The organism is Kitasatospora sp. NPDC085464 (assembly GCF_044541955.1).
GTDB lineage: Bacteria > Actinomycetota > Actinomycetes > Streptomycetales > Streptomycetaceae > Kitasatospora.
This window is the reverse complement of sequence record NZ_JBITTM010000027.1, coordinates 115532-139398: the sequence shown is the minus strand read 5'-3', so window position 1 is coordinate 139398 and position 23867 is coordinate 115532. Positions and strand designations below refer to the sequence as shown.

Annotated in this window: 28 protein-coding genes; 11 read left to right on the top strand and 17 right to left on the bottom strand. The window is 72.4% G+C overall.

The annotated features are described in order from the left end of the window. Positions 1-98 precede the first annotated feature (98 nt). The 3 genes from ACIGG8_RS24235 (at position 99) to ACIGG8_RS24225 (ending at position 1809) form a co-directional block, all read left to right on the top strand. Entirely contained in the window at positions 99-641 is a 543-nt protein-coding gene (locus ACIGG8_RS24235) for a hypothetical protein (protein WP_396550619.1), read from the top strand. A gap of 92 nt (positions 642-733) precedes the next feature. Then, on the top strand, positions 734-1027 hold the full coding sequence (locus ACIGG8_RS24230; protein WP_350521860.1) for a DUF6412 domain-containing protein: 294 nt from the start codon (positions 734-736) through the stop codon (positions 1025-1027). A gap of 80 nt (positions 1028-1107) precedes the next feature. Then, positions 1108-1809 carry a YidC/Oxa1 family membrane protein insertase gene (locus ACIGG8_RS24225; protein WP_396550618.1) on the top strand — a complete coding sequence of 234 codons (702 nt, stop codon included), beginning with the start codon at positions 1108-1110 and terminating at the stop codon, positions 1807-1809. 73 nt (positions 1810-1882) lie between these two features. Here ACIGG8_RS24225 and ACIGG8_RS24220 read toward each other — a convergent pair whose 3' ends face one another. Both ACIGG8_RS24220 and ACIGG8_RS24215 read right to left on the bottom strand, forming a co-directional pair. Beyond that, complete coding sequence (locus tag ACIGG8_RS24220) at positions 1883-2566, bottom strand: HAD family hydrolase (RefSeq protein WP_396550617.1); 684 nt, start codon at positions 2564-2566, stop codon at positions 1883-1885. Positions 2567-2671: 105 nt separating this feature from the next. Continuing rightward, positions 2672-3247, bottom strand: coding sequence for an NUDIX hydrolase (locus tag ACIGG8_RS24215; RefSeq protein WP_396550616.1), 576 nt, complete (start codon positions 3245-3247; stop codon positions 2672-2674). 428 nt (positions 3248-3675) lie between these two features. Between ACIGG8_RS24215 and ACIGG8_RS24210 the strand changes: the two genes are divergently transcribed. Beyond that, positions 3676-4443 (top strand): CDP-alcohol phosphatidyltransferase family protein, encoded by a 768-nt coding sequence (locus tag ACIGG8_RS24210; RefSeq protein WP_396550615.1) that lies wholly within the window; start codon positions 3676-3678, stop codon positions 4441-4443. A 163-nt stretch (positions 4444-4606) separates the two neighbouring features. Continuing rightward, a complete protein-coding gene (locus ACIGG8_RS24205) occupies positions 4607-5176 on the top strand; it encodes a hypothetical protein (RefSeq protein ID WP_396550614.1) in 570 nt (189 codons plus the stop codon). A 50-nt stretch (positions 5177-5226) separates the two neighbouring features. Here ACIGG8_RS24205 and ACIGG8_RS24200 read toward each other — a convergent pair whose 3' ends face one another. Then, positions 5227-5604, bottom strand: coding sequence for an ArsR/SmtB family transcription factor (locus tag ACIGG8_RS24200; protein ID WP_396550612.1), 378 nt, complete (start codon positions 5602-5604; stop codon positions 5227-5229). 109 nt (positions 5605-5713) lie between these two features. Between ACIGG8_RS24200 and ACIGG8_RS24195 the strand changes: the two genes are divergently transcribed. Next, positions 5714-6700, top strand: a complete 987-nt coding sequence (locus ACIGG8_RS24195) for a zinc-binding alcohol dehydrogenase family protein (RefSeq protein ID WP_396550611.1) — start codon at positions 5714-5716, stop codon at positions 6698-6700. 209 nt (positions 6701-6909) lie between these two features. Then, complete coding sequence (locus tag ACIGG8_RS24190; protein WP_396550610.1) at positions 6910-7746, top strand: NmrA family NAD(P)-binding protein; 837 nt, start codon at positions 6910-6912, stop codon at positions 7744-7746. A gap of 64 nt (positions 7747-7810) precedes the next feature. On the opposite strand, the gene ACIGG8_RS24185 is transcribed toward ACIGG8_RS24190, so the two are convergent. Continuing rightward, positions 7811-8431 carry a TetR/AcrR family transcriptional regulator gene (locus ACIGG8_RS24185; RefSeq protein WP_396550608.1) on the bottom strand — a complete coding sequence of 207 codons (621 nt, stop codon included), beginning with the start codon at positions 8429-8431 and terminating at the stop codon, positions 7811-7813. Between the two features lie 84 nt (positions 8432-8515). On the opposite strand from ACIGG8_RS24185, the gene ACIGG8_RS24180 reads away from it, so the two are divergent. Beyond that, the gene (locus tag ACIGG8_RS24180; protein ID WP_396550607.1) at positions 8516-9361 is read left to right on the top strand and encodes an SDR family oxidoreductase; all 846 of its coding nucleotides are present in this window, start codon (positions 8516-8518) and stop codon (positions 9359-9361) included. 5 nt (positions 9362-9366) lie between these two features. Here the strand turns inward: ACIGG8_RS24180 and ACIGG8_RS24175 are convergent, their stop codons facing one another. Continuing rightward, positions 9367-9621 (bottom strand): hypothetical protein, encoded by a 255-nt coding sequence (locus ACIGG8_RS24175; RefSeq protein WP_396550606.1) that lies wholly within the window; start codon positions 9619-9621, stop codon positions 9367-9369. After that, positions 9618-9986 (bottom strand): ATP-binding protein, encoded by a 369-nt coding sequence (locus ACIGG8_RS24170; protein WP_396550604.1) that lies wholly within the window; start codon positions 9984-9986, stop codon positions 9618-9620. The genes ACIGG8_RS24175 and ACIGG8_RS24170 overlap by 4 nt, the downstream gene beginning before the upstream one ends. 186 nt (positions 9987-10172) lie before the next feature. On the opposite strand from ACIGG8_RS24170, the gene ACIGG8_RS24165 reads away from it, so the two are divergent. Together ACIGG8_RS24165 and ACIGG8_RS24160 are read left to right on the top strand one after the other, a co-directional pair. Further along, positions 10173-11069 carry a helix-turn-helix domain-containing protein gene (locus ACIGG8_RS24165; RefSeq protein ID WP_396550603.1) on the top strand — a complete coding sequence of 299 codons (897 nt, stop codon included), beginning with the start codon at positions 10173-10175 and terminating at the stop codon, positions 11067-11069. After that, the gene (locus ACIGG8_RS24160) at positions 11035-11259 is read left to right on the top strand and encodes a DUF397 domain-containing protein (protein ID WP_396550602.1); all 225 of its coding nucleotides are present in this window, start codon (positions 11035-11037) and stop codon (positions 11257-11259) included. The genes ACIGG8_RS24165 and ACIGG8_RS24160 overlap by 35 nt, the downstream gene beginning before the upstream one ends. A gap of 134 nt (positions 11260-11393) precedes the next feature. Here ACIGG8_RS24160 and ACIGG8_RS24155 read toward each other — a convergent pair whose 3' ends face one another. The 11 genes from ACIGG8_RS24155 to ACIGG8_RS24105 form a co-directional block, all read right to left on the bottom strand. Further along, positions 11394-11675, bottom strand: coding sequence for a hypothetical protein (locus ACIGG8_RS24155; RefSeq protein WP_396550601.1), 282 nt, complete (start codon positions 11673-11675; stop codon positions 11394-11396). A 145-nt stretch (positions 11676-11820) separates the two neighbouring features. Further along, on the bottom strand, positions 11821-12408 hold the full coding sequence (locus tag ACIGG8_RS24150) for a hypothetical protein (protein ID WP_396550600.1): 588 nt from the start codon (positions 12406-12408) through the stop codon (positions 11821-11823). A gap of 106 nt (positions 12409-12514) precedes the next feature. Continuing rightward, on the bottom strand, positions 12515-13285 hold the full coding sequence (locus tag ACIGG8_RS24145) for an ABC transporter permease (protein ID WP_396550599.1): 771 nt from the start codon (positions 13283-13285) through the stop codon (positions 12515-12517). Beyond that, positions 13282-14208, bottom strand: coding sequence for an ATP-binding cassette domain-containing protein (locus ACIGG8_RS24140; protein WP_396550598.1), 927 nt, complete (start codon positions 14206-14208; stop codon positions 13282-13284). Before ACIGG8_RS24140 ends, ACIGG8_RS24145 begins: the two co-directional genes overlap by 4 nt. Further along, a complete protein-coding gene (locus ACIGG8_RS24135) occupies positions 14208-15047 on the bottom strand; it encodes a DUF4097 family beta strand repeat-containing protein (RefSeq protein ID WP_396550597.1) in 840 nt (279 codons plus the stop codon). Before ACIGG8_RS24135 ends, ACIGG8_RS24140 begins: the two co-directional genes overlap by 1 nt. A gap of 92 nt (positions 15048-15139) precedes the next feature. Continuing rightward, the gene (locus ACIGG8_RS24130) at positions 15140-15706 is read right to left on the bottom strand and encodes a YlcI/YnfO family protein (protein ID WP_396550596.1); all 567 of its coding nucleotides are present in this window, start codon (positions 15704-15706) and stop codon (positions 15140-15142) included. Positions 15707-15879: 173 nt separating this feature from the next. After that, positions 15880-17019, bottom strand: coding sequence for an adenosine deaminase (locus tag ACIGG8_RS24125; RefSeq protein WP_396550595.1), 1140 nt, complete (start codon positions 17017-17019; stop codon positions 15880-15882). 15 nt (positions 17020-17034) lie between these two features. Then, complete coding sequence (locus ACIGG8_RS24120) at positions 17035-18330, bottom strand: DUF445 domain-containing protein (protein ID WP_396550594.1); 1296 nt, start codon at positions 18328-18330, stop codon at positions 17035-17037. A gap of 121 nt (positions 18331-18451) precedes the next feature. Further along, positions 18452-19411, bottom strand: a complete 960-nt coding sequence (locus ACIGG8_RS24115; protein ID WP_396550593.1) for an ATP-binding cassette domain-containing protein — start codon at positions 19409-19411, stop codon at positions 18452-18454. 27 nt (positions 19412-19438) lie between these two features. Beyond that, positions 19439-20329, bottom strand: a complete 891-nt coding sequence (locus ACIGG8_RS24110) for an ABC transporter permease (protein WP_396550592.1) — start codon at positions 20327-20329, stop codon at positions 19439-19441. Next, positions 20322-21185: an ABC transporter permease gene (locus tag ACIGG8_RS24105; protein WP_396550591.1), complete on the bottom strand. Its 864-nt coding sequence runs from the start codon at positions 21183-21185 to the stop codon at positions 20322-20324. The genes ACIGG8_RS24110 and ACIGG8_RS24105 overlap by 8 nt, the downstream gene beginning before the upstream one ends. Positions 21186-21521: 336 nt before the next feature. Between ACIGG8_RS24105 and ACIGG8_RS24100 the strand changes: the two genes are divergently transcribed. Then, positions 21522-23861: a transglycosylase domain-containing protein gene (locus ACIGG8_RS24100; RefSeq protein WP_396550589.1), complete on the top strand. Its 2340-nt coding sequence runs from the start codon at positions 21522-21524 to the stop codon at positions 23859-23861. Positions 23862-23867: the final 6 nt, after the last annotated feature.

Sequence of the window (23867 nt, the reverse complement as noted above, 5' to 3'; positions counted from 1 at the left end):
CCGACCCGTCAGGAACCGACCCGATCTGGTGATCCGTCAGCGAGCTCATCAGCGTCTCCCTTGATCAGGGTGTCCACCTGATTCATGACACTCCCGCCATGACACGGAAGCGGCGATGGGTACTGCTGCTGGCCCTGGCCCTGGTGCTGCCGCTGGCGCTGGTGGGGGCTGCCGTGGGCGGGCTCTTCTGGGTGCGGGACCGGGTGGAGCACCCGGCGGACAACAGCGGGCGGCCCGGGTCGTGGATGACGGTCCCGTCGGAGTACGTCGTGGAGTTCTCGCGGGTACGGCCGCCCGCGTCGGCCACCGACGTGCGGTGGTCGTACCTGAAGGGCTTCCAGGACGACTTGGCGTTCATCGCGTTCCGGCTGCCACCGGGTGAGGAGCAGGGTTTCCTCAACGGACTGGGGGTCGTCGCGGAGCCGGATTCCGGCGCGTCCCTCGGTGGGTGGTCGGTGGAGGGGTTCCAGAGGGCGGGGGCGGGGGATCCGAGGACTGCCGGGCCGCTGCGGGAGGGGAAGTTCCTCGCCGAACCGCTGCCCGGGCACAGCAAGCGGCTCGCGGCCACCGTCTGGCTGGCGGCGGAGGCGGAGGCGGGCGGGGGCACGCGTGTGTTTGTGGACGCCCGGGATGTGCCGTGACGGGATTCCGTACGCCGCGGGAACCCGGTGGGTCGTAGGATCGTCGTGCTGTACGTCCGGGAGCCGGCGAGACACTGAGGAGGGCACGGGCCGTGGCTGTTGTCGCGATGTTGCTCGGGCTGCTCCGGGTGCTGACCGGGAACCTGGTGAGCGAGAGCGGGTCGCTGGCGTCCGTTGCCGCCGTTGCTGCCGTGGCGCTGGTGGCCGGGGCGGTTGCCGGGGCGTTGGCCGGGGCCCGGCTCCTGGGGCCGCGGGCGCCGGCGGCGGTGCGCAGCGGGGTGCTGCGGCGCCGGGCGTTCCGTACGGCTTTCCTTCCGCAGCGTGATCCGGACGCCCGGGGCAGGCGACGCCCCAGGGCGCCGGGTGCGGCCCTGGCGGCCGCGTAAGCCCCGGTAGTTCCGTTCGTCTTCGCGGCCGTCCTCCGCCGACCACTCGTGTTCCGAGACCCCGGAGGGCTCGCTCCACCATGTCCGTACTCGCTGTTCTCGACCCGGCCGTCGCCGCCGCGCACGCCGTCGTCGCCGCCATCGCCCACGTCATGCCGACCGCGCTGGCGATCGTGCTGTTCACCGTTGCCGTCCGGCTCGCGCTGCACCCGTTGGCCCGGGCGGCGTCGCGCGGGGAGAAGGCCAGGACGCGGCTGGCGCCGCAGGTCGCCGCGCTGAGGAAGAAGCACGAGAAGCGCCCGGAGAAGTTGCAGGAGGCGCTGGCCGAGATGTACCGCAAGGAGCAGGTGTCGCCGTTCGCGGGGTGCCTGCCGATGCTGGTGCAGATCCCGTTCTTCTCGGTGATGTACCGGCTGTTCACCACTCCGAACGACCTGCTCGACCACACCCTGTTCGGCGTGCCGCTGGGCCTGCACGTCGGCGGTGCGCACGGCGCCGGGCAGCTGGCGGTGTTCGGGCTGCTGTACGCGGGGCTGGCGGCGGTCGGGGTCGTCAACTTCCGCCGGGCCCGGCGTGCGACGGCCGCAGCCGCGGCGCAGCCCACCCCCCAGCCGGGGGCGGGGCTGCTGCCGTACCTGTCGTTCGGGTCGGTGCTGTTCGCGACGCTGGTGCCGGTGGCCGCCGCGCTCTACCTGCTGACGACGAGCGTGTGGTCGGCCGCCGAGCGGGCGTGGCTGTACCGGGACGGGGCGCAGGCCCCGGTGACGGCGCTCACCATCTAGCTCGGCCCGGCTCGGCTCGGCCCGGCTCGGCTCGGCTCGGCTCGGCCCGGTCCGGCTCGGCCCGCTGTCCGGATCAGAAGTGGCGCAGCAGCTCGGGGAAGGCCCCGAGCCGGAGCGTCGCCGCGTCCGGGCCGAGCTCCTCGTGCTCCAGCACCCAGGTGTGCTCGTGCGGGATGTAGACGGTGCGCAGGCCGGCCCGGCGGGCGGGGGCGATGTCGGACTTGGGCGAGTTTCCGATCATCCAGGTGCGGTCCGGGTCGAGGTCGAGGTCCGCGGTGAGCTGCCGGTAGGTGTCGACCGACTTCTCCGCCACGATGTGGATGCCCCGGAAGTGGTGGTCGATGGTGGACGCCGTCACCTTGCCCTGCTGCTCGTCCTGGTCGCCCTTGGTGAGCAGCAGCAGGTGGTGGCGGTCGGCGAGGGCGGTGAGGGTGTCGGCGACGCCGGGGATCAGCTCGACCTTCCGGCTGTTCAGCGGGGTGAGGAGTTCGTCGATGCGGGCGAGCTCCTCCGCGGAGGGGGTGCGGCCGCTCAGTTGCTGCAGGCAGTCGGCGAGGCTCTGCCGGAAGACGGTGGCGCCGTAGCCGAGGGTGGCCGAGTTGGCGGCTTCGATGCCGTCCAGGAGGGAGCGGGTGCGGTCCCGGTCGGCCGGGGTGGCGACCCAGTCCAGGAAGCCGTCGATGACCCGCTCGAAGAGGACGTTGTTCTCCCAGAGGGTGTCGTCGGCGTCGAAGATGAGGATCTGGTCGGTGTGCATCCGGTGGTCTCCAGGGCGAGGGTCGTCAGGTGGACGGGAGCGGGCGAGAGCGGGCGGCGGGCGGCCGTCGGACGCACGAGGGGCGTCAGACGGGCGCGGGGGCCGTCAGGCGGGCGGGAGCAGGCGGGCGACGCGGGCGAGGGTCTCGCGGAGGTTGTCCTCGGTGGTCCGCTGCACGGCCTCCTCGACGGTGAGCCATTCCAGCGGAGAGGCCGGGTTCTCCGGCCGGGCCCGGTCCGGGGTCCCGGTCGCCAGGAGGAACCGCAGGTCGGCGTGCTCGTGGGCGGGCTCGACGGGTGAGGCCGGGACGGGGACCACGACGAGGTGGGCCAGGGCGGCGTCGGGCCACGGGGTGAGGTCGGCGAGGCCGGTCTCCTCCCGGCCCTCGCGCAGGGCGATGTCCAGCGGTCGGGTCTCCCCCGGGTCGCCGTGGCCGCCGACCTGCAGCCAGGCCTGCTGGCGGACGTGCCAGCGCAGCAGCACGCGGCGGGTCGGCGGGTGGACGATCAGCGCGGAGGCGGTGAAGTGGAGGGGGAAGGTGCTGCGGTTCCAGGGGTCGGCGGCGCCGAGGAGGCTGCGGGCGCGCTCGTGGTCGGCCGTCTCCTTCGGGCCCTGCGGTCGGTGGTCGTCCAGCAGTCGGGCCAGGTCGGGGCCGTGCGACGGGCTGCCCGTGGTCACCATGGATCTGTACTCCTCGTTCTGCTGCGGGCCCGGTCCTGGCTGTCGCCGCCGCCGTCCCGGATCCGGCCGGACGGCTCCGAGGCGGGTCGGAACGGCCCTGGCCTGGTGACGTCGACGGGCCTGATGGCGTCGACGGGCCCGGTGACGTCGTCGGGCTTGATGACGTCAACGGGCTTGCGGGGAACGGGTGGTCGGGCCCGGGGCTTCCGGTTCCGGCGAACCCGCGAAGCCTAGCCCGGGGCTCGTCGGGGGCCCACCGGTTTTCGCCCGACCGCACCGGCCATGCCGGCCGGTCCAGGGAGGTCGCGCCGACCCGATCCACGGGCGTCCTGCCGGCCGGCCCGCAGGTGCCGTACCGGCTGGTCGGGGCGTTACCGGGAGGCCGTAGCCTGTGCTGATCGTCACGGGACAGGTGGAGGGATGTCGTCATGGTGGCTGCTCCGGCACTCGCCGAGCTGCGCGAGGTGTGCCAGCCGCAGGCCAAGCTGCAGAGCCGCAACGGTGAGCACTGGGCGGGTCGGCTGTACATGCGGGCGATCTCGCTGCGGACCACCCGGCAGCTGGTCCGCACCTCGGTCTCGCCGAACACCCTGACCTGGGTGATGGTGGTGTGCGGGGTCGGCGGCGGCGCGGCCCTGCTGATCCCGGGCCTGACCGGCGCGGCGCTGGCGGCCGTGCTGTTCCAGCTGTTCCTGCTCTTCGACTGCGTGGACGGCGAAGTGGCGCGCTGGAAGCGCCAGTTCAGCATGGCCGGGGTGTACGTGGACCGGCTCGGCGCCTATCTGGCGGACGCCGCGCTGATGATCGGCGCGGGTGTCCGGGCGGCACGCGGCGGCTCGGAGCTGTGGGTGTCGGCGGGTCTGGCGGCCGCGCTGGGCGTGGTGCTGCTCAAGGCCTCGACGGACCTGGTGGACGTGGCCCGCGCCCGCAGCGGTCAGCCGCCGGCGGACGAGGAGTCGACGCAGCCGCGTTCGCAGGGCATGGCGACGGCCCGTCGGCTCGCTTCGGTGTTCAAGATCCACCGGGTGACCAACGGCATCGAGGCCTCGCTGGTGCTGCTGGCGGCGGCCGTGGTGGATTCCGGGCTCGGCAACCTGGACGCGACGCGGGCGACGCTCGCGGGGATCACGGTGATCACCTGGGGCATGGTGGTCGCGCACCTGGCATCGATCCTGTCGTCCTCGCGGCTGCGCTGAGCACACCGCCCCGCGGCGGCACGGCCGGGCACCCTCCCGGCACCACAGGTGAGGCACCCCGGTAGTCGGGGCGAGGCGCCCTCCCCCGCCCGGGGGAGGAGCGCCGGCGAAGCCCGTCGCCGGGTGGACGCGGCGTGCCGGGGCCCGGCGGGAGGGTAGGGGCATGACGACGCCCCAGCCCTCCGCCTACACCCGGCCCTCCGCCGCCGCTCGCGCCCTCGCCGTCGTGCCCGCACCGCCCCGGTGGGCCGTGCGCGCCGCCCACGTCGCAGCCGTCACCGCGCTGCCGGCCGGGCTGTGGCGGCTCGGGCTGGTCACGGGCTGGCACGGCGGGTACACCGACGCGGGGTACCGGGCGATGGGTTTCAGCGGGTGGGGCGCGGTGTGGCCGGTCTTCCTGAGCCTGTTCACGGAGGCGCTGGCCCTGCTCACCATCGGACTGGTCCGCCCCTGGGGCACGGTGCCGCCGCGCTGGGTCCCGTTCGTCGGCGGGCGCCCGGTCGATCCTCGTGCGGTGGTCCTCGCGGCCTCACTCGGCGCCGCCGGGCTGGCCGTGCTCTGGACGCCGTTCGCCGGGTGGTGGGCCATGCCGGGCACGGACATGACCCGGCTGGGCCACTTCCTGGTCGGCTTCCTCTACCTGCCCACTGTCGCCTGGGCCCCGCTGCTGGCCACCGTGACGGTGTCGTACCACCGCCGCCACCGGGCGACGGCGCTCTCCCGCACGGCCTGAGGCGCGGCGGTGACCGGGCGCGGCCTCAACGCCCTGGCTCGGGCTCGACCTCAGAGCCCGGCCTCGGACTCGGGCGCGGCCTGAAGCCCGAGCCCCGGCGCGGTGCGGCCGTGGGCGGCGAGGACGGTGTCGAGCAGGCCGGGGAAGCGCCGCTCCAGGTCGACCGTGCGCAGTGCGGAGAAGCGCCGGTTGGCCTCCTCGCGCTGGCTGATCAGGCCGGATTCGCGCAGCACCTTGAAGTGGTGACTGAGGGTCGAGGGCGCGACGTCCACCGGGAAGGTGCCGCAGGCCCGTTCGGGTTCGGCGCGCAGGACCCGGACGATGGTCATCCGGGTGGGGTCGGAGAGGGCGTGCAGGACGTCGAAGAGGTCGATCTCCTCGGTCGCGGGGTGGGCGAGCGCTGGTCGGCGGCGGGTGCTGCGAGGCATGGTCAGACCTCCCTGATCTGCGATGTTCGACATCCATAGAAACGGCGTGGTACCACTGTGCCGCGTCAATTTCGTAGTTCGTCGAACATCGTATCGGAGGGGGACCGACATGCGTGCACTGGTGATGACCGCGCCCGGCGGAGGCGAGAACTCGCAGATCCGGGAGGTCGAGGCACCGCGCCCCGGACCGGGGCAGGTGGCGATCGACGTCGCCTACGCCGGACTGAACTTCGTGGACGTGATGACCCGCCGCGGCGATGCCGCGTACGCCACAGAGTGGCCGCACCGACCGGGCAAGGAAGTGGCCGGAACGGTCCGGGAGGTCGGCGCGGGAGTCACCGACCTGGCCGCGGGCGACCGGGTCGTGGCCGCTCCGGTCGGCGCCGGGCTCGCGGAGGTGGTCGTCGCGGAGGCCGCGCTCACCGTGCCGCTCCCGGACGGCGTGACACTGCGCGAGGCCGCCGCCGTACCGCTCGGCCTGGCCACCTCGGTGCTGCTGCTGACCGACGCCGGCCGCTTCGACGCCGGTGACACCGTCCTGGTGCACTCGGCAGGCGGCGGGATCGGCCACGCCGTCGCCCAACTCGTCCCGCTGCTCGGCGGCGGCCGGTTGATCGGCACCGTCGGCCGGCCGGAGAAGGCCGCCGCCGCGATCGCCTCCGGCTACGACCACGCCTTCGCCCGCGACGAGGCACTGCCCGAAGCGATCCGGACCGCCACCGGCGGCCGGGGCGTCGACCTCGTCCTCGACCCGCTGGGCACCGAGGCCCTGGAGCTCGACCTCGCCGTGGCCGCCCCCGGCGCCCGGATCGTCCTGTTCGGCAACGCGGGCGGCGGAGCCGTCGCCGACCTGCCGCCGCTCGGGCGGCTGATGGCGGGCAACCTGACCGTCACCGGCTTCAGTCACCGCTTCCTGGCCGCCACCGCGCCGGAGCGCCTGGCCCGGGCCATCCGCCGGGCCGTCGACCTGATGGCCGACGGCGGCCTGAAGCTGCCGGTCACCGAACTGCCCGACCTGGCCGCCGTCCCGGCCGCCCACGATGCGATGGCGGACGGGCGGGCGACCGGGAAGTACGTGGTGCGGGTGGGCGGTTGAGCCCACCGGGCACCGCGAGCCCGGGCACCGCGAGCCCGGGCACCGCGCAACTCTGACCGGCGCGCCGGGAACACCCGCAGGGCCTTGCACGGGAAGTCGGTCTGGCCGACTTCCCGTGCAAGGCCCTCGGCGTCGGATGCCGGGGGCCAGGGGTGCCGGGCCCGGGGCCGGGGGGCATACGTTCCGCCCGGCCCGCGTTGGGGGCGGGCATGACCAAGATTCTGGTGATCGGCGCAAACGGCAGTGTGGGCAGGCACGTTGTGGCTTCACTGGCCGAAGGCGGCCACGAGGTGCGGGCGTTGGTGCGGGACCCCGCAAAGGCCGTGCTGCCCACGGGAGTCGAGCCCGTACGGGGCGATCTGACCGCGCCGGAGAGCCTGGAGCCGGCACTGGCCGACGGGGTGGAGGCGGTCTACCTGATGTGGCCCGGGCTGCCCGTGGAGCCCCGGGTCGTCGAGCTGATCGCCCGGCACGCCGAGCGCGTCGTCTACCTGTCGGCGGACGTCGCCGACCTCGCGGACGACGAGCCGGCCGCCATCTTCCACCAGGAGATCGAGCGGCTGATCCGCCGGTCGGGCCTGGGCTGGACCTTCGTACGGGCGATCGACTTCGCGGGCAACCTGCTCGCCTGGGCCGACCAGGTGCGGGAGGGTGTGATCCGCTGGCCGTACGGGCAGGCGCGCCGTTCGCTGGTGCACGAGCGGGACATCGCGGACGTCGCGGTGCGGGCGCTCACCGAGGACGGGCACGACGGCGGCGCGTACGTGGTCACCGGGCCGCAGTCGCTCTCGCACGCCGAGCTGGCGCGGATCATCGGCGAGGAGCTGGGCACCGAGGTGCGGTGGGAGGAGCTGGCGCCGGAGACGGCCCGCGAGCGGCTGACGGCGGTCTGGGGGAACGCGGCGTTCGTGGACTCCCGACTGCGGGCCTGGGAGTCGTTCACGCGCGAGCCGGAGCGGGTGACCGACACCGTGGAGCGGGTGCTGGGACGGCCGCCGCGCGACTTCCGCAGCTGGGTGCGGGACCACGCGGCGGACTTCCGCTAGGCGCCCGCCGCGCAGGTCGGGCCCGACCGCCTCAGGGCCGGACCCAGCGCCTCGCGAGCCAGGCTCACCGACTCGCCTCCGGCATCTCCGGCGCCTTCGGCACTTCCAGCGCGTCGAGCCAGCGCAGCAGGCGGGCGCCCTCGCGGGTCATCACGCCCGGATCGCGCAGGGCGTTGGCCAGCAGCGACATGCCCTGGTAGCCGGCGACCAGGGTGAGCGCCAGGTCGTCCGGATCGGGCAGGCCCAGCAGCCGGAACTGGCTCCCGACCCAGTCGAGCAGGCGCCGGATCACGGCGCCGGCCTCCGCGTCGAGGACCCCGTCGGCCCGCTTGTCGAGTTCGGCGGCGAGGGTGCCGGTCGGGCAGCCGAACCGGGCGGCGACGTCACGCTGGTCGATCCAGGCCCGGACCAGCGCCTTGAGGCGCTCCCGCGGGTCCTCCGACCGCTCCAGCGCGTCGGCCAGTTCGTCCAGGTGTGCGCCGTGCTCGGACAGTGCGGCGCGGACCAGCTCGTCCTTGGTCTTGAAGTAGTAGTAGACGTTCCCGACCGGGACGTCCGCCTCGCGCGCGATGTCGGCGAGGGTCGTGCGCTCGACGCCCTGCTCATGGAGGACGCGGGCCGCGGCCGCGGCGAGTCGCCGGCGCTTCTGCGACGCCCGGACACGTCGATTCACTGAGTCAGTCACCCAACTGACTATAGACAGCCGCCGGTGGCCGCGTGCTACGGTCTTTCCAAGTCAGCCAACTAACTCACTTGGGAGGGGATCTCGATGATCACAGTGACGGGAGCCACCGGAAACATCGGGCGGACGCTGGTGGAGCTGCTGGCGGAGGCGGACGAAGAGGTGGTGGCCGTGTCGCGGCAGCCGCAGCCCGCCCCTGCACAGGCCGGTGTCCGATGGGCCCAGGGCGGCGTCGGTGACGCCGCGAGCATGCGACCCGCCCTCGAAGGAGCCCGTGCGCTCTTCCTGCTGCTGGGCGGCGAGCTCAACAGTCGGGGCGAGGGCCCGAACGTCCTGCTGGACGCCGCCGCGGACGCCGGGGTCGAACGGATCGTCCTGGTCTCCTCGCAGGTCAGCGCCACCCGACCGGACGCGCCGTCGCACGCCCGCCTGCGGGAGTTCGAGGCCGCCGTGCGCGGCTCCGGACTCGACTTCACCGTCCTGCGCCCCAGCGGGTTCGCCTCCAACGCCTTCGCCTGGGCCGAGACGGTCCGCACCGGGCGCACGGTCCACGCCCCGTTCGGCGACGTGGCCCTGCCCGTCGTCGACCCGGCGGACATCGCGGCGGTCGCGGCGGTCGCGCTGCGCGAGGACGGGCACGCGGGCCGCACGTACGAGCTGACCGGCCCCGAACTCATCAGCCCGCGACGGCAGGCCGCAGCCCTCTCCGAGACCCTGGGCGAGGAGGTGGCCTTCGTCGAGCTGTCCCGCGAGGAGGCCCACGCCCACCTGGCGCGGTTCATGCCGGAGCAGGTCATCCCCGGCACCCTGGACGTCCTCGGCGTCCCGCTCCCGGCCGAACTGACGGTCAGTCCGGATGTGACGGCGGTACTGGGACGCCCGGCCGCGCCGTTCCGCGCGTGGGTCGAGCGCAACCTGCCGGCGTTCCGGTAGGCGGATCAGGGGCGGGCGTCCCGGCCGCGCCGGTACTCGCGGAGGAGCGCGAGGAGGTTGATCAAGGTGCTGGCCGGGACGTTGCCGATCGAGACGAGGCGGCGCCCCTGGAGGTTGGTCTCACCCGGGCCGGCCGAGGGCCAGAGGAGGCCGAACTCACGTCCCTCGGAACGGAGTTCCACGATGAGTCCGGTGAGCTCACGGTCGGTGAGGTGACGCAGGGCCGGGTCGGCGGGGTGGAGGGGGTGATGGGCGTTCACGCGGCGCCGTCCAACTGCAGCTCGAACCAGACGCTCTTGCCGAGCTTCTGCGGGTCGACGCCCCAACGGTGGGTGAGGCCGGAGACGAGCTGGAGGCCCCGGCCGGACTCGGCGAGGACGGAGAGGGGCTGCTGCTCCGGGAGGCAGGGGCTGCGGTCGGAGACGGTGACGCGGAGAGTGTCGGAGAGGAAGAGGATGAGGACGACCGGGGAGGTCGTCTCACCGTGGCGCCAGGCGTTGACGATGAGTTCGACCATGGCGAGCTCGGCGTCGGCGATGGAGGAGGGCGGCCAGCCGGCCCGGGTCATCCCGTCGCGGAGGGTGTCGCGCGAGAGGGTGAGGGAGGGGGAGTTGAGGTTGCGCACAGGGTCTCCCAAAGGGGAATGAAGGGATGAGCCGAGCGAGCTGTCGCCGTGAGCAAGTCCGGGCATGGGTGCTCTGCGGTGCGAGGCAGCGTTACTGACGCTCACATCGGCGATCGGTGCATCACCGACTGTAGGCCACCGGTGGTACATGTTGGGGTACTTCTACCCCTCAGCTTCACTCGATCGATGGATTGCTGGACCCTTCGAGGGATCGCGATGGATGCTTGGGGCATGCCACCACGAACTACCCCGTCAGCAAGGCAGGAACGAGTCGGCACTGAGCTGCGGAAGATGCGCAACTGCGCCGGCCGCACAACCGCCGACGCGGCCGCGCTGTTCGGGTTCGCTCGAACGAAGATCACTCAGATCGAGAAGGGGCAGTACCCGATCAGCGCCGAACGGGTACGCATGCTGGCCTCCGACTTCCAGGAGAGCGATGCCGCCTTCGTGGAAGCACTCGCCGACATGGCCGAAGAACGTCACCGAGGTTGGTGGGAGGAGTTCCGAGGCTCCGTGCCGGTCGGGTTCCTCGACATTGCCGAGCTGGAGTACTTCTCCAGGAGCATGCGCACCTACCAGATTTCGCACGTTCCTGGTGCCATGCAAACCGAGGAGTACGGACGCGCCATCTTCCAGGACCTCCATCCTCCGCTGCCGCCGCGCCTCCTGGAAGCCCGTGTGGAACACAGAGTCCGCCGCTCGGCCTTCCTCATGCGGGAAGAGGGAGAGCCGTACTCCGCGTTGGTCCACGAAGCGGCTCTGCGGATGCTTTTCGGCGGACGCGATGCGGCAAAGCGGCAAATGGACAAGCTACTTGAGTACTCGGAACTGCCTCATGTGAGCCTTCGAGTAGTTACCTTCAGCACCAACGGGTTCATGGGCGCAGGCCAAGGCGTCGTCTACGCGAACGGGCCGGTGCCCCGGCTGGACACCGTCCAACTCGACGCCGTCGGCGGTCCCGCGTTCCTGCACGAGCAGAAGCACATGGAGAACTATCGCCACATGATCGACAGGATGACCGATCGGGCCCTCTCCGAGAGCCAGTCTCGTGACGCAATCACGCTCATCAAGAAAGAGATCTAGAGCCTTGGAACTACTCCACTGGAAGCGTCCGGCAGCTTGCCCCGATGGCTCAAGCTGCCCCGAGGTGGCCATAGGCCCCGACGCCGTCTACGTCCGCAGCAGCCTCCTGCCCGACGCCATCGCCCGACTCACCCCCGACGAATGGCGTGACCTCGTCTCCGCCATCCGCGACGGCGAGTTCGACGTCTGACCCTCCCCACCGAGCGCCCCGCCACGGTCACGCCGGGCGGGGCGCTTCCATCTCTCCCCCGGCGCGGCGGTCCAGGCGGCGCTGCTGTCCCGCTCGGCCGCCCGACTGCGCGCCCCGCCGCCTGAGCGGGGCCCTCACCGGCCCCGGCGCCGCCGCAACTCGGCCAGCCACCCCCGCACCTGCGCGTCGTCGTGCAGGTACGGACCCCCGGGCCCGACCGGGAGGTCGATGCCGTACAGCAGCCCCAGCGCCCAGAGGGACAGCTCGTCCCAGCGCAGTTCGTCGTCGAGGAACCAGCGCCCCGCCCAGCGGTCGGCCTCGTCCCGACTGACCCGGCCGTCCGCCACGGCGGCGACCCAGCGCTCGATCTCGTCCAGGCCGGGCTGCTCGGCGCTCCCCTCGGCGTCATCACCCACAGTGCCATCGGGCCCGGCGTCGGGACCGAGGCCGGCAACGAGGTCGGGGCAACGCTCGGGTTCCATCCCGCCAGTATGGCGTCGCCACCCCCGCAGCCCCACCCACAACCCACAACCCACAGCCCGCACGGCAACTCCGGGGCACCTAGCGGGGCGTGACCTCCGGCTCGCCCAGTCGGCCGTCCCGCTTCACCGGGTACTCCCTGATCTCGGTCCTCGTGATCACCGTGATCCGGTTCGACCCGGACCACTCGGCCCGCAGGAAGCCGTCGCCGTCGTCCCAGGTGCCCAGGTTCCAGTGGCGGGCCGTCCATCCGCTGCCGGTCAGCAGCTCCACGCGGTAGACCGGGTCGATGGAGAAGGCCATGTCGGTGATGGTCAGGACGTGCTCGGGGTTGCCCGGATCGGGCTTGCGCTCCATCAACCGGCCGTCGCCGCCGAGGAAGTAGGTGACGGCACCGATCGCCACCGAGACCATGATGAGCGGGGACAGGATGGCGGCGCAGCCGAGCTGCGCCCACCGCTCTCGGAACTCGAACTGGACCAGCATCGACACCATGAGCATCACCGCTGCCGCCCCGAGCAGCAGCACCGGGTGGTTCAGCCAGCGCTCGACCTCCACCAGCCCGCCCGAGCGGGAGGCTTGGTGGCCCGACAGGTAGGCCAGGAACGCGACCAGCGCCGCCCCCCTGAACCACCACTCGATCCGTCTGTGCCACGCGACCGCTGCCATGTGCTCCCCCTGGGTGAACTTTGCCCGGACTTTACTACGGGCACACCCTGCGGCCCGGGCGACGGTGGTTCCGTCACCCGGGCCGCGGCCGCCGGCCGTACCCCCGTCACCGCCGGTGGAAGACGCTCCGCGACCAGAAGTAGCCGAGCAGCGTCAGTCCGGTGCACCAGGCGAGGGCGCTCCACCCGCTGGTGCCGATCCCGGTGCCCGTCAGCAGGCCGCGCAGGGTCTCGATGATCGGCGTGAAGGGCTGGTACTCGGCGAACCAGCGCAGCACCGTCGGCATGGAGTCGGGCGGGACGATCGCGCTGCCGATGAAGGGCAGGAAGGTCAGCGGCAGCGGCGTGTTGCTCGCGCTCTCCGGGGTCTTGGACACCAGCCCGATGCCAGCCGATATCCAGGTCAGCGCCAGCGTGACGAACATCAGCAGGCCTGCGGCCGCCAGCCACTCCAGCGGCCCGGCACTCGACCGGAACCCCATCGCGAAGGCCGCGCCGATCACCAGCAGCAGCGCGATCATCGTCTGGACCACGCTGCCGACCACGTGTCCGGCGAGGAACGCCGACCGCGAGATCGACATCGTCCGGAAGCGGTTGACGATGCCCTCCGTCATGTCGACGCAGACGCCGACCGCCGTGGCGACCGAGCCCGCCGTCGCCGTCATCAGGACGATCCCCGGCGTCACGTAGTCGATGTAGCTGCCGCCCCCGATCCCCGCTCCCAGCGCGCCCCCGAAGGCGTAGTTGAAGAGCGCCAGCATCATCACCGGCATCACCACGACCGAGAAGGTCATCGCCGGGTACCGCTGCGCACGCTTCAGGTTGCGGCGCAGCATGGTCAGCGAGTCGCTGACCGCGTAGCTCGTCGTCGCGCTCATCGCGCGCCCTCCCCGGTGAGCGTGAGGAACACGTCGTCCAGATCGGCCGTCTCCACGACCAGCGACTCGGCCCATACGGAGGCGTTGTCGAGGGCGTCCAGCACGGCCTTCACCGTGAGGACGGAGTTGTCCCCCGGGATGTCCAGCCGCAGTGCCTCGGTGTCGGCGGCGGCGTAGTCGAACAGTGCGGTGGCGGCGGCCAGTTGGCGGGCGTCGGCGAACTGGAGCCGGATCCGCCCGCCGGGGACGATCCGCTTGAGCTCCTCGGCGGTGCCCTCGGCGACGATCCGCCCGCCGTCCAGGACGGCTATCCGGTCGGCGAGCTGGTCGGCCTCGTCCAGGTACTGGGTGGTGAGGAGGATCGTCACCCCGTGGTCGGCGACCAGTCCGCGGATGATCTCCCACATCGTGCGCCGGCTGCGCGGGTCCAGCCCGGTGGTCGGCTCGTCGAGGAAGATCACCTCCGGGTCGCCGACCAGAGTCATCGCCAGGTCGAGCTTGCGCCGCATGCCGCCGGAGAAGGTGGCGACGGGCTTGCGCGCCGCGTCGGTGAGTTCGAACGCCCGCAGCAGGTCCTCGGCCCGCCTCCGCCCCTCCCGACGGCGGAGGTGATTGAGGTCGGCCATCAGCATCAGGTTCTCCTCGGCGGTGAGGAGGTTGTCCACGGCCGAGAACTGGCCGGTCACCCCGATCGCCTTCCGCACCCCGTCGGCCTGCCGGGCCACGTCGTGTCCGGCCACCCGGGCGGAGCCGCCGTCGGCGGGGACCAGGGTGGAGAGGATCTGCACGGTGGTGGTCTTGCCGGCGCCGTTGGGCCCGAGCAGCGCGAACACGCTGCCCGCCGGGATGTCCAGGTCGATGCCCTTGAGGACGGCCTTGTCCCCGTAGGACTTGGTCAGCCCGACGGCGGAGATCGCCGCCATCAGGCCCTCCGGATGGTGATGCTGCCGACCTGGGTCTGGCCGCGGACCTCGACGGTCTCCCGGGCCTCGCCCGGGCCCTCGGCCGCACCGAGGGTGTTGCGGACGGCGCCGAACTTGCTGTGCACGTCGAGCCAGGCCGCCGTGCCCTCCGCGATGCCGACCTCCACGTCCCCGACGCCGGACTGCACGGTGACCTTGCCCCGGACCACCCGGCCGATCCGGATGTGGCCGTTCGCCGTCCTGGCGTCCACTCCCGCCCCGGCGTCACCGACGTGGATCCGGCCGTTGGAGGCGTTGGCCGCCAGCTCGCCGTGCACCTCGTCGATCTCGGTGTCGCCGTTGCTGTTCTTCACCGTGAGCCGGCCCTCGACGGTCCCGACCTCGATCCGGCCGGCCCCGAACACCTCTGCGTCGCCGGTGGCCGCGCCGAGCCGGATGTCCCCGTGGTCGGTCTTGAGCCGCACGTTCTCGGCCCGGTCGACCTGGATCCGGCCCATGGAGGCCTTGACCCGGCAGTCGCCGAGCGGGCCCTCGGTGACGAAGTCCGCCATCGGGGACTCGGCGTGCACCTCGGAGCCGGCCGGCAGTTCGACGACGACCTCGATCGAGCCCTTCTTGTTGGAGAACACGGTGCGCTGCTTGGGGCCCTTGATGGTGAGCCGACCGCCGGAGAAGTCGACCTGGGTCAGCCCGGCGGCCTTGATGTCGGCGTCCCTGGCCGCGTTGGCGGGGCGGATCTCGACCGCGGTGTCGGTGCGCTTGCTCGCGCGGATCCACACCGAGCCGATCTCGAACTCCAGGGTCGCGGAGATCGGTCCGTCGGTCTCGTACGTAGGCATGGCTGTCCCGTCCTCTTGGCTCGTGTAGGTGTTCCCGCTGGTCGGAGCGGGGGTGACGTCGAAGGTGCAGGGGTGTGGGTGGTGCGCGGGCGTCAGTGGACCCAGCCGGTGAAGCCCTGGCCGCCGACGCCGCGCGGAGCTCGGGCGCCGGGGTCGGCGACCGGGCGGGCCGGCTGGCGGCCGCCCTCCAGTGCGCCGGCGACGGCCCGGACCAGCCAGGCGTTGAGGGAGACGCCCTCCTGCCCGGCGGCCTCCTCCGCCCGGGCCTTGAGGTTGGCGGGCAGGCGCAGATTGATCCGGGCGGTGCCGCTCTCGTCCGACTCCGGCACCGCCGGCGCCACCGGTGGCGCCACGGGCGGCACCGGTGGCACCGGTGGCACCGCCGTCGGCGCGTCGCCGTGGAAGCTGTCGGAGCCGGGCGGTGCGGTCACCACGAACTCCGGGTCGAGCCCGCGCAGGCGCACGTCCACCGAGCCCGGCGCGAGGTCGCGGGTGACCTCGCCCATGGCCGCCGAGAGCGCGTTGAGCAGGGTGAGCCGTACGGCCGACTCCAGCGGGAGCGTCAGCCGGTCGGCCAGCGCGCGGGCTTCGTCCCCGCCGGCGGCAGCGGCCACCGCGAGCTCGTTCCGGAGGTTTTCGACGTACGGCGTGAGGTCCATGGCTCAAGCATGGCACAGCAGTGATGCCATGTCGAGTCCTTTGTGGCACCACTTTGGCACCACCGATCGGAGGGGTGTGGCACCGAACGGGAACCACCCCGCCGAAACGGAACCGCCCCGCCGACCGAGGTCGACGGGGCGGTTCACGACGGGGCGTCGGCCCCGCGGGAGGGTCAGCGCTGCCAGCCCGCCAGGTAGGCGTCGATCTCGCCGACCAGCCGGGCCTTGCCGGTCGTGTCCAGGAAGGAGGCCTCGACCGCGTTGCGGGCCAGACCCGCCACCCCGGCCTCGTCCAGGCCCAGCAGCCGCGCCGCCACCGCGTACTCGGTGTTGAGGTCGGTGCCGAACATCGGCGGGTCGTCGCTGTTGACCGTCACCAGCAGGCCCGAGTCCACCATCTGCTTGATCGGGTGCTCCTCGATCCGCTCCACGGCCCGGGTGGCGATGTTGGAGGTCGGGCAGACCTCCAGCGGGATCCGGTGCTCGCCCAGGTAGTCGAGCAGCGCCGGGTCCTTGACCGCCTGGGTGCCGTGCCCGATGCGCTCGGCACCGAGCTCCCGGATGGCGTCCCAGACCGTCTGCGGCCCGGTGGTCTCGCCCGCGTGCGGGACGCTGCGCAGGCCGGACGCCCGCGCCCGGTCGAAGTACGGCTTGAACTGCGGGCGCGGCACGCCGATCTCCGGGCCGCCCAGGCCGAAGCTGACCAGGCCCTCGGGGGCCAGCTCGGTGGCCAGCCGGGCGGTCACCTCGGCCGACTCCAGACCGGCCTCGCCCGGGATGTCGAAGCACCAGCGCAGCACGACGCCGAGTTCCTTCTCGGCGCGCAGCCGGGCGTCCTCGATCGCCTCCATGAAGGCGACGTCGGGGATGCCGCGCTTGACCGAGGAGTACGGGGTGATGGTCAGCTCGGCGTACCGGATGTTCTGGCGCGCCATGTCCTCGGCCACGCCGTAGGTCAGCGCCCGGACGTCCTCGGCGTCGCGGACCAGGTCCACCACGCTCAGGTACACGTCGATGAAGTGCGCGAAGTCGGTGAAGGTGAAGTACTCGGCGAGCGCCGCCGGGTCGGTCGGCACCTTGGACTGGCCGGCGTGCCGGGCGGCCAGTTCGGCGACGACGCGCGGCGAGGCCGAGCCGACGTGGTGGACGTGCAGTTCCGCCTTGGGCATCCCGGCGATGAACGCCTCGATTCCGCTGCTGCTACCGGTGTTCCCGGTGGGGTTTCCGATCCGACTTCCGTCCGGCTGGACCACGGCGGTGCCCTTCTTCCTTCTCCGCGCCTCTACGCGCGTTCCGACTGTGCTGGCAAGCATAGGCCGACTCCCGGCTCATCCTCCGAGCGCGACCGCCACGGTATGGATCAGCAGCCCGGCCAGGGCGCCGACCACGGTGCCGTTGATCCGGATGAACTGCAGGTCGCGGCCGACGTTGGCCTCGATCTTGCGGGAGGCCTCGTCGGCGTCCCAGCCCGCCACCGTCTCCGAGATCAGCGAGGTGATCTCGGCCCGGTAGGTGTCGACCAGGTACTGCGCGGCGTCCTGCACCCAGCCGTCCACCTTGGCCTGCAGCTTGGGCTCGGTGGCCAGGCGCTCGCCGAAGCGGCGCACACCCTCGCGGATGCGCCGGCGCAGCTCGCTGTCCTCGTCCTCGGCCGCGCCCATCACCAGGCCGCGCACGGCCGCCCAGGTGGAGTTGATCAGCTCCTGCACCTCGGGGCGGGCCAGCAGCTCGCCCTTGGCCCGCTCGACCCGGGCGATGGTCTCCGGGTCGGTCTGCAACTCGGCCGCGAAGTCGACGAGGAAGTTGTCGATCGCGCCGCGGGCCGGGTGGTCGGGGTCGTCCCGGATGTCGGTGACGAAGCGCAGCAGCTCCTTGTAGACCCGCTCGCCGACCTGGTGGTCGATGAACCTGGGCGTCCAGCCCGGCGTCTTCTGGGTGACCTTCTGCACCACTTCCTCGTGGTTGGCGGTGAGCCAGCCGTGCGCCCGGACCGCCACCAGGTCCACCACGCCGTGGTGCCCGCCGTCGGCGACCACCTTGCCGAGCATCCGGCCCATCGGCTCGGCCACCGAGGTCGCGGCCGCCCGCCGGGTCACCGCCTCGGCGACGACCGCCCGCACGTCGTCGTCGCGGAGCACCGCGAGCAGGCCGCGCAGCGCCGCCGAGGCCTCCTTGGTGACCCGCTCGGCACTGCCCGGCGCGGCCAGCCACTCCCCCAGCCGGCGGCCGATGCCGAGCGCCGCGAGGCGCCCGCGCACCACCTGGCCCGAGAGGAAGTTCTCGCCGACGAAGTCGCCCAGCGAGCGGCCGAAGGCGTCCTTCTTGGTCGGGATGATCGCGGTGTGCGGGATCGGCAGGCCGAAGGGGCGGCGGAACAGCGCGGTCACCGCGAACCAGTCGGCCAGCGCGCCCACCATGCCCGCCTCCGCGGCGGCCGCCACGTAGCCGGCCCAGGAACCGGCACCGGCCGCATCGGCCCAGGTGGAGAGGGCGAAGACCAGGGTCGCGAAGGCCAGCAGGCCGGTCGCGATGGTCTTCATCCGGCGGACGCCGCGTCTCTTCTGCTCGTCGGCCGCGGTGAACCGGAACCCGGGGCCGGTCCCGCGGAAGGCATCGTCACTCACCCCGCCAGTCTGCCCGGTACCCGGCGCGTACGGGGGCTTCCCCCGCGATCACGCGCCCCGGGACCGCTCCCGGCCGCCGTGCGGGCGGCACGGCGGCCGGGAGGCGCGGGCGGCGCGCCGCTCAGCCGATCGCCACCTCGGCGTACATCCGGGCGATCACGTCCTCGATGGCCGGCTCACGCACCGACAGGTCCACCAGCGGGTACCGCTCCGCGACCGCCGCCACGATCGGCGCGGCGCTCTGCTGCGCCGGGAAGGCCAGCCACTGGCGGGGCCCCTCGACCTTGACCACCCGCGCCCCGGCCACCTCGATCGGGGCCCGGGACTCGGCGAGGTCCACCACCAGCGTCCGCTCGCTGCGCCCGGTGGTGTGCAGGCCCTCCAGCCCGCCGTCGTACACCACCCGGCCGTGGTCGATCACCATGACCCGGCCGCAGAGCTGCTCGATGTCGGTCAGGTCGTGGGTGGTGAGCAGCACGGTGGTGCCCCGGTCGCGGTTGACCTCGCGCAGGAACTCGCGCACCTTGCCCTTGCTGACCACGTCCAGGCCGATGGTCGGCTCGTCCAGGTAGAGCACCTGCGGGTCGTGCAGCAGCGCGGCCGCGAGGTCGCCGCGCATCCGCTGGCCGAGCGAGAGCTGGCGCACGGGGGTGTCCAGCAGGCCCGCCAGGTCGAGCAGTTCGACGCAGCGGTCGAGGTTCTCGCGGTACCGCGTGTCGGGGATGCGGTAGATCCGGCGGGCGAGTTCGAAGGAGTCGCGCAGCGGGAGGTCCCACCAGAGGGTGGTGCGCTGCCCGAAGACGACGCCGATCCGACGGGCCAGCGCGACGCGTTCGCGGGCCGGGTCGACCCCGGCCACGCGCAGCCGCCCCGAGCTGGGGACGAGGATGCCGGTGAGCATCTTGATGGTGGTGGACTTGCCGGCCCCGTTGGGCCCGATGTAGCCGACGCACTCGCCGGCGTCGACGGTGAAGCTGAGCCCGTCCACCGCGCGCACCTCGCGCTTGGTGCGGCTGAACCGGCCGGCGCGGGCCCGTACGGTGAAGCTGCGCCGGACGTCCTGGAGTTCGATCAGTGCCATGGGAGCTCCTCGAAGGCGACGGGGGTTTCAGCTGCCGGTGCCGCGGTAGGCGCGCAGCCCGGCGCGCCAGGCGAGCCCAGCGGCGGCGACGCAGAGCGCGGCGGCGACCGGGGAGGCGTACTGGAAGGCGGTGGGCAGGCCGAGCGGATCGGGTCGGCCGAGGATGCGCAGGGCCGGCAGCCAGTTGACGAAGGCCAGCGGGACGCCGAAGACCACTCCGGCGACCAGTTCCTTGGCGAAGATGGTCGGCGGGTAGTGGAGCAGTGTCGCCCCGCCGTAGGTGAAGGAGTTCTGGATCTCCTTGGACTCGCCCCACCAGAACTGGACGGTGGCGCCGCCGATGTAGATCGCGCCGAAGATGACGCTGCCGCAGACCAGCAGGACGGGCACCAGCAGCACCCGGTCCCAGGTCCAGTGCACGTCCAGGGCGGCCAGCGACCAGACGAGCACCGCCGCGGCCTGCAGCGGCCGGCCGAGCCGGCGCAGCGAGAAGCGTTCGGCGCACAGCTGGGAGAGCGCGGGCGCGGGGCGGATCAGCATGGTGTCCAGCGTGCCGTTGACGATCCGTACGCCGAGGCCGTCGGCCGAGCCGACCAGCAGGTTGGCGACGCCGAGGGAGAAGGTCGCGGTGGCGTAGAGGAAGGCGATCTCCGGCAGGGTCCAGCCGCCGAGCCGGTCGGTGTGCCGGAACATGATCACCAGCACGACGAAGTCGAGGGAGTGGGTGACCAGGCTCGCCAGCAGGTTCAGTGCGAACGAGGCCCGGTAGGCCATCATCGAGCGCATCCACATCCGCGCGCAGAGCCACCAGGAACGGACCGCCCAGGCGGTGCGGGGGACGAGGCGCTCCCGTACGGGCGGCGGCCCGGCCGCGCGGTGTCCGTCCGGGCGGGGCCCGGCCACGAGGTGCTCAGCCACCCTGCACCACCACCCGGCGGGTCGCGAGCCACTGTGCGCCCCGCCCGGCGGCGAGCAGCGCGGCCGCCCAGGCGAGCTGGAAGCCGAACGCGCCGAGCAGCCCGCCGCCGCTCGCGCGTTCCAGGAAGACGTCCGTCGGCACCTTGATCAGCGCCGCCCAGGGCAGCGCCGCGCCGAGGTCGCCGAGCAGGCCGGGGAACAGCGCGATGGGCAGCAGCATCCCGGAGAAGAACATCGAGACCACCAGCATCACCGCGCGCACGCCCTCGGAGTCGTGCAGCCAGAAACCGGTGATCGAGACCAGGAAGCGCAGCCCGAAGCTGACCACCACCGCGAGCAGCACCGAGAGCAGGAAGAACACCCAGGTCAGCGGGTGTTCGGGCATCCGGGTGCGGAACACCAGGGCGCCCACGAGCAGCGGCACGGTGCCGCGGACCAGCAGCTGGAAGGCGGCCCGGCCGAGGTCGCCGGCCAGCCACCAGCCCTGGAAGTCGACGGGGCGGTAGAGGTCGACGGCGATGTCCCCGCTGCGGAAGCGGTCCTGGAGGTCGTCCTGGAAGCCGCCGCCCCACACGGCGACGGTGACCAGCAGACCCTGGCTGACCCAGATGTAGGTGACGGCCTGGCTCTGGTCGTAGCCGCCGAGGTGGGGGCGGGCCTGCCAGAGGGCGAGGAAGGAGGAGGCGAGGATGATGCCGAAGACGGTGTTGGTGAAGGTGCCGGCCAGGGTGGCGGCCCGGTAGGTGGAGTAGCGGCGGAAGGCGCCGCGGGCGACGGCCGCGTACAGCCCGAGGGAGGCGGCGAGGGCCGCCCCGGGATCGGGGGGCCGCGCCTCGGCGGGGGCAGCGTTCAGCATATTGTCTCCTTGTCGACAAATACGGGCACAGGAGTGCCCGCACACGTCCGCACACACCCCAGCGGCTCCGACCGGCCGAACCCGGGGGTACCGGGCCGGACAAGCGGAGCTGACGAAGTGGGCGCGCTATGAAGTTCGCATCTTTCACCGTACCTCCGGGCACCCACGCCCGCACCCGGTTTTCCGCCACTCGCAACGGCACTCACAACGGCACCCGCAACAGCCCACGCAACAGCCCCGCACCCCGGCGCCAGAAGCAGCAGCCGAAGCACACAACAGCGCACGTCAGCCGCCCACACACCGCTGATCCGACGTCAAATAGCACATAATCACGGCATGACCTTGAGCACCCGACGCCAGGCCAAACGGGCCGCCCGCCGCGAGGCCCGCCGCGCCCTCCCGCTCTGGCGCCGGCTCCTGCCCACCTGGCGCATCACCCTCGGCACGCTCACCGCACTGTTCCTGCTCGCCGTCGGCAGCTTCGCCGTGCTCTACGTCATCGTCCCCGTACCCGACCCCAACGCCCACGCCGTCGCCCAGAACAACATCTACCTCTACGCCGACGGCACCACCGAGATCGCCCGCACCGGCGCCGTCAACCGCACCGACGTCACCATCGACCAGATCCCGCTGCACACCCAGCAGGCCGCCGTCTCCGCCGAGGACCGGACCTTCTACCAGAACCGCGGCATCGACCTGAAAGGCATGATCCGGGCCGGCTGGAACACCCTGACCGGCAAGGGCACGCAAGGCGGCTCCACCATCACCCAGCAGTACGTCAAGAACTACTACCTGACCCAGAACCAGACCATCGAACGCAAGGGCCGCGAACTCCTCATCGCCCTCAAGGTCGACCAACAGCGCGACAAGAAGGACATCCTCGCCGGATACCTCAACAGCAGCTACTACGGCCGCGGCGCCTACGGCATCCAGAGCGCCGCCCACGCCTACTACGGCGTCGACGTCTCCGGCCTCACCCTCACCCAGAGCGCCTACCTCGCCTCCCTCCTCCAGGCCCCCAGCCTCTACGACGTCAAGACCGCCACCCCCGCCAACCGCGAAAAAGCCGTCGCCCGCTGGAACTACACCCTCGACGGCATGGTCCAACTCGGCTTCCTCACCACCGCCGACCGCACCGCCGCCACCTTCCCCGACCCGATCGACCCCCAACCCACCACCGGACTCTCCGGCCAGGCCGGCTACCTGGTCGGCGTCGCCGACGACTACCTGATCTCCTCCGGCACCATCGACGCCGCCACCCTCAAGGCCGGCGGCTGGCGCATCACCACCACCTTCGACAAACCCCGACAGGACGCCTTCACCAAAGCCGTCCAGGACGAACTCGCCGGCGACCTCGACCCCAGATCCCGCCCCACCACCGACACCGACGTCCGCGTCTCCGGCGCCTCCGTCGAACCCGCCACCGGCCGCGTCGTCGCCGTCTACGGCGGCCCCGACTACGCCAAACAGCCCTACAACGACGCCCTCCGCCAGGACAACCAGATCGGCTCCACCTTCAAACCGATCGACCTCGCCGCCGGCCTCCTCGCCCAACACACCCTCGACGGACGCCCCATCACCACCGAGTCCCACTACGACGGCACCAGCGAACGCCCCGTCACCGGCGGCCCCACCCCCTACGCACCGCCCAACGAGGACGACACCGACTACGGCAACATCACCCTGCGCTACGCCATGGTGAAGTCCGTCAACTCCGTGTACGCGCAGGAAGGCGTCGACGCCGGACTCGCCCGCGTCCGGGACACCGCCGTCAGACTCGGCATCCCCGACAGCGTCCGCGGCATGGACCCGGCCAACACCTCGATGACCCTCGGCACCGCCACCCCCAGCGCCCTCGACCTGGCCGGCGCCTACGCCACCCTCGCCAACCACGGCCAAGCACACACCCCGTGGTCCGTCCTCAAACTCGAACGCGTCGCCCCCGGCGGCGCCATCGACGTCCCCAAGATGCCCGAACACAACCCCACCGACGCCGTCGAACGCACCGTCGCCGACTCCGTCACCGACGTCCTGCGCGACGTCGTCAGCCCCCGCGGCACCGGCGCCGCCGCCCTCGACCTCGGCCGCCCCGCCGCCGGCAAGACCGGCACCACCGACTCCAACCTCTCCGCCTGGTTCGCCGGCTACACCCCCGAACTCACCACCACCGTCGGCCTGTTCCGCGAGAACCCGAAAACCCACGCCAAGGAACCACTCGCCGGCACCGCCGGACTCACCCGGATCAACGGCGGCACCATCCCCACCAAGATCTGGACCGCCTACATGACCGCCGCCCTCGACGGCACCCCCACCCAACAGTTCGACCTACAAAGCGGACACGACACCCCCGGCACCGACACCTGGCCCACCACCACCGGCAGCACACCCCCGAACACCGGCGCCACCCCGCACCCCGGCCCCGCAGCACCCAGCGCCACCATCCCCGGACTCATCACCACCGTCCCCACCCACGCCCCCAGCGCACCCCCCGCCGCCACCGGCAACCCCGCACCCGGCCCGACCGCGCCCAGCCCACCGGCCCCCCAGCCCACCACCACCCACGAACAACCCAGCCCCACCACCAGGCCCACCCAGACCCCACCGCCCAAGCCCACCGACCCACCCACCGCCACCGGCGGACCCGCCACCCACCCCGCGGCGACACCCACCCCGTGAACCCGG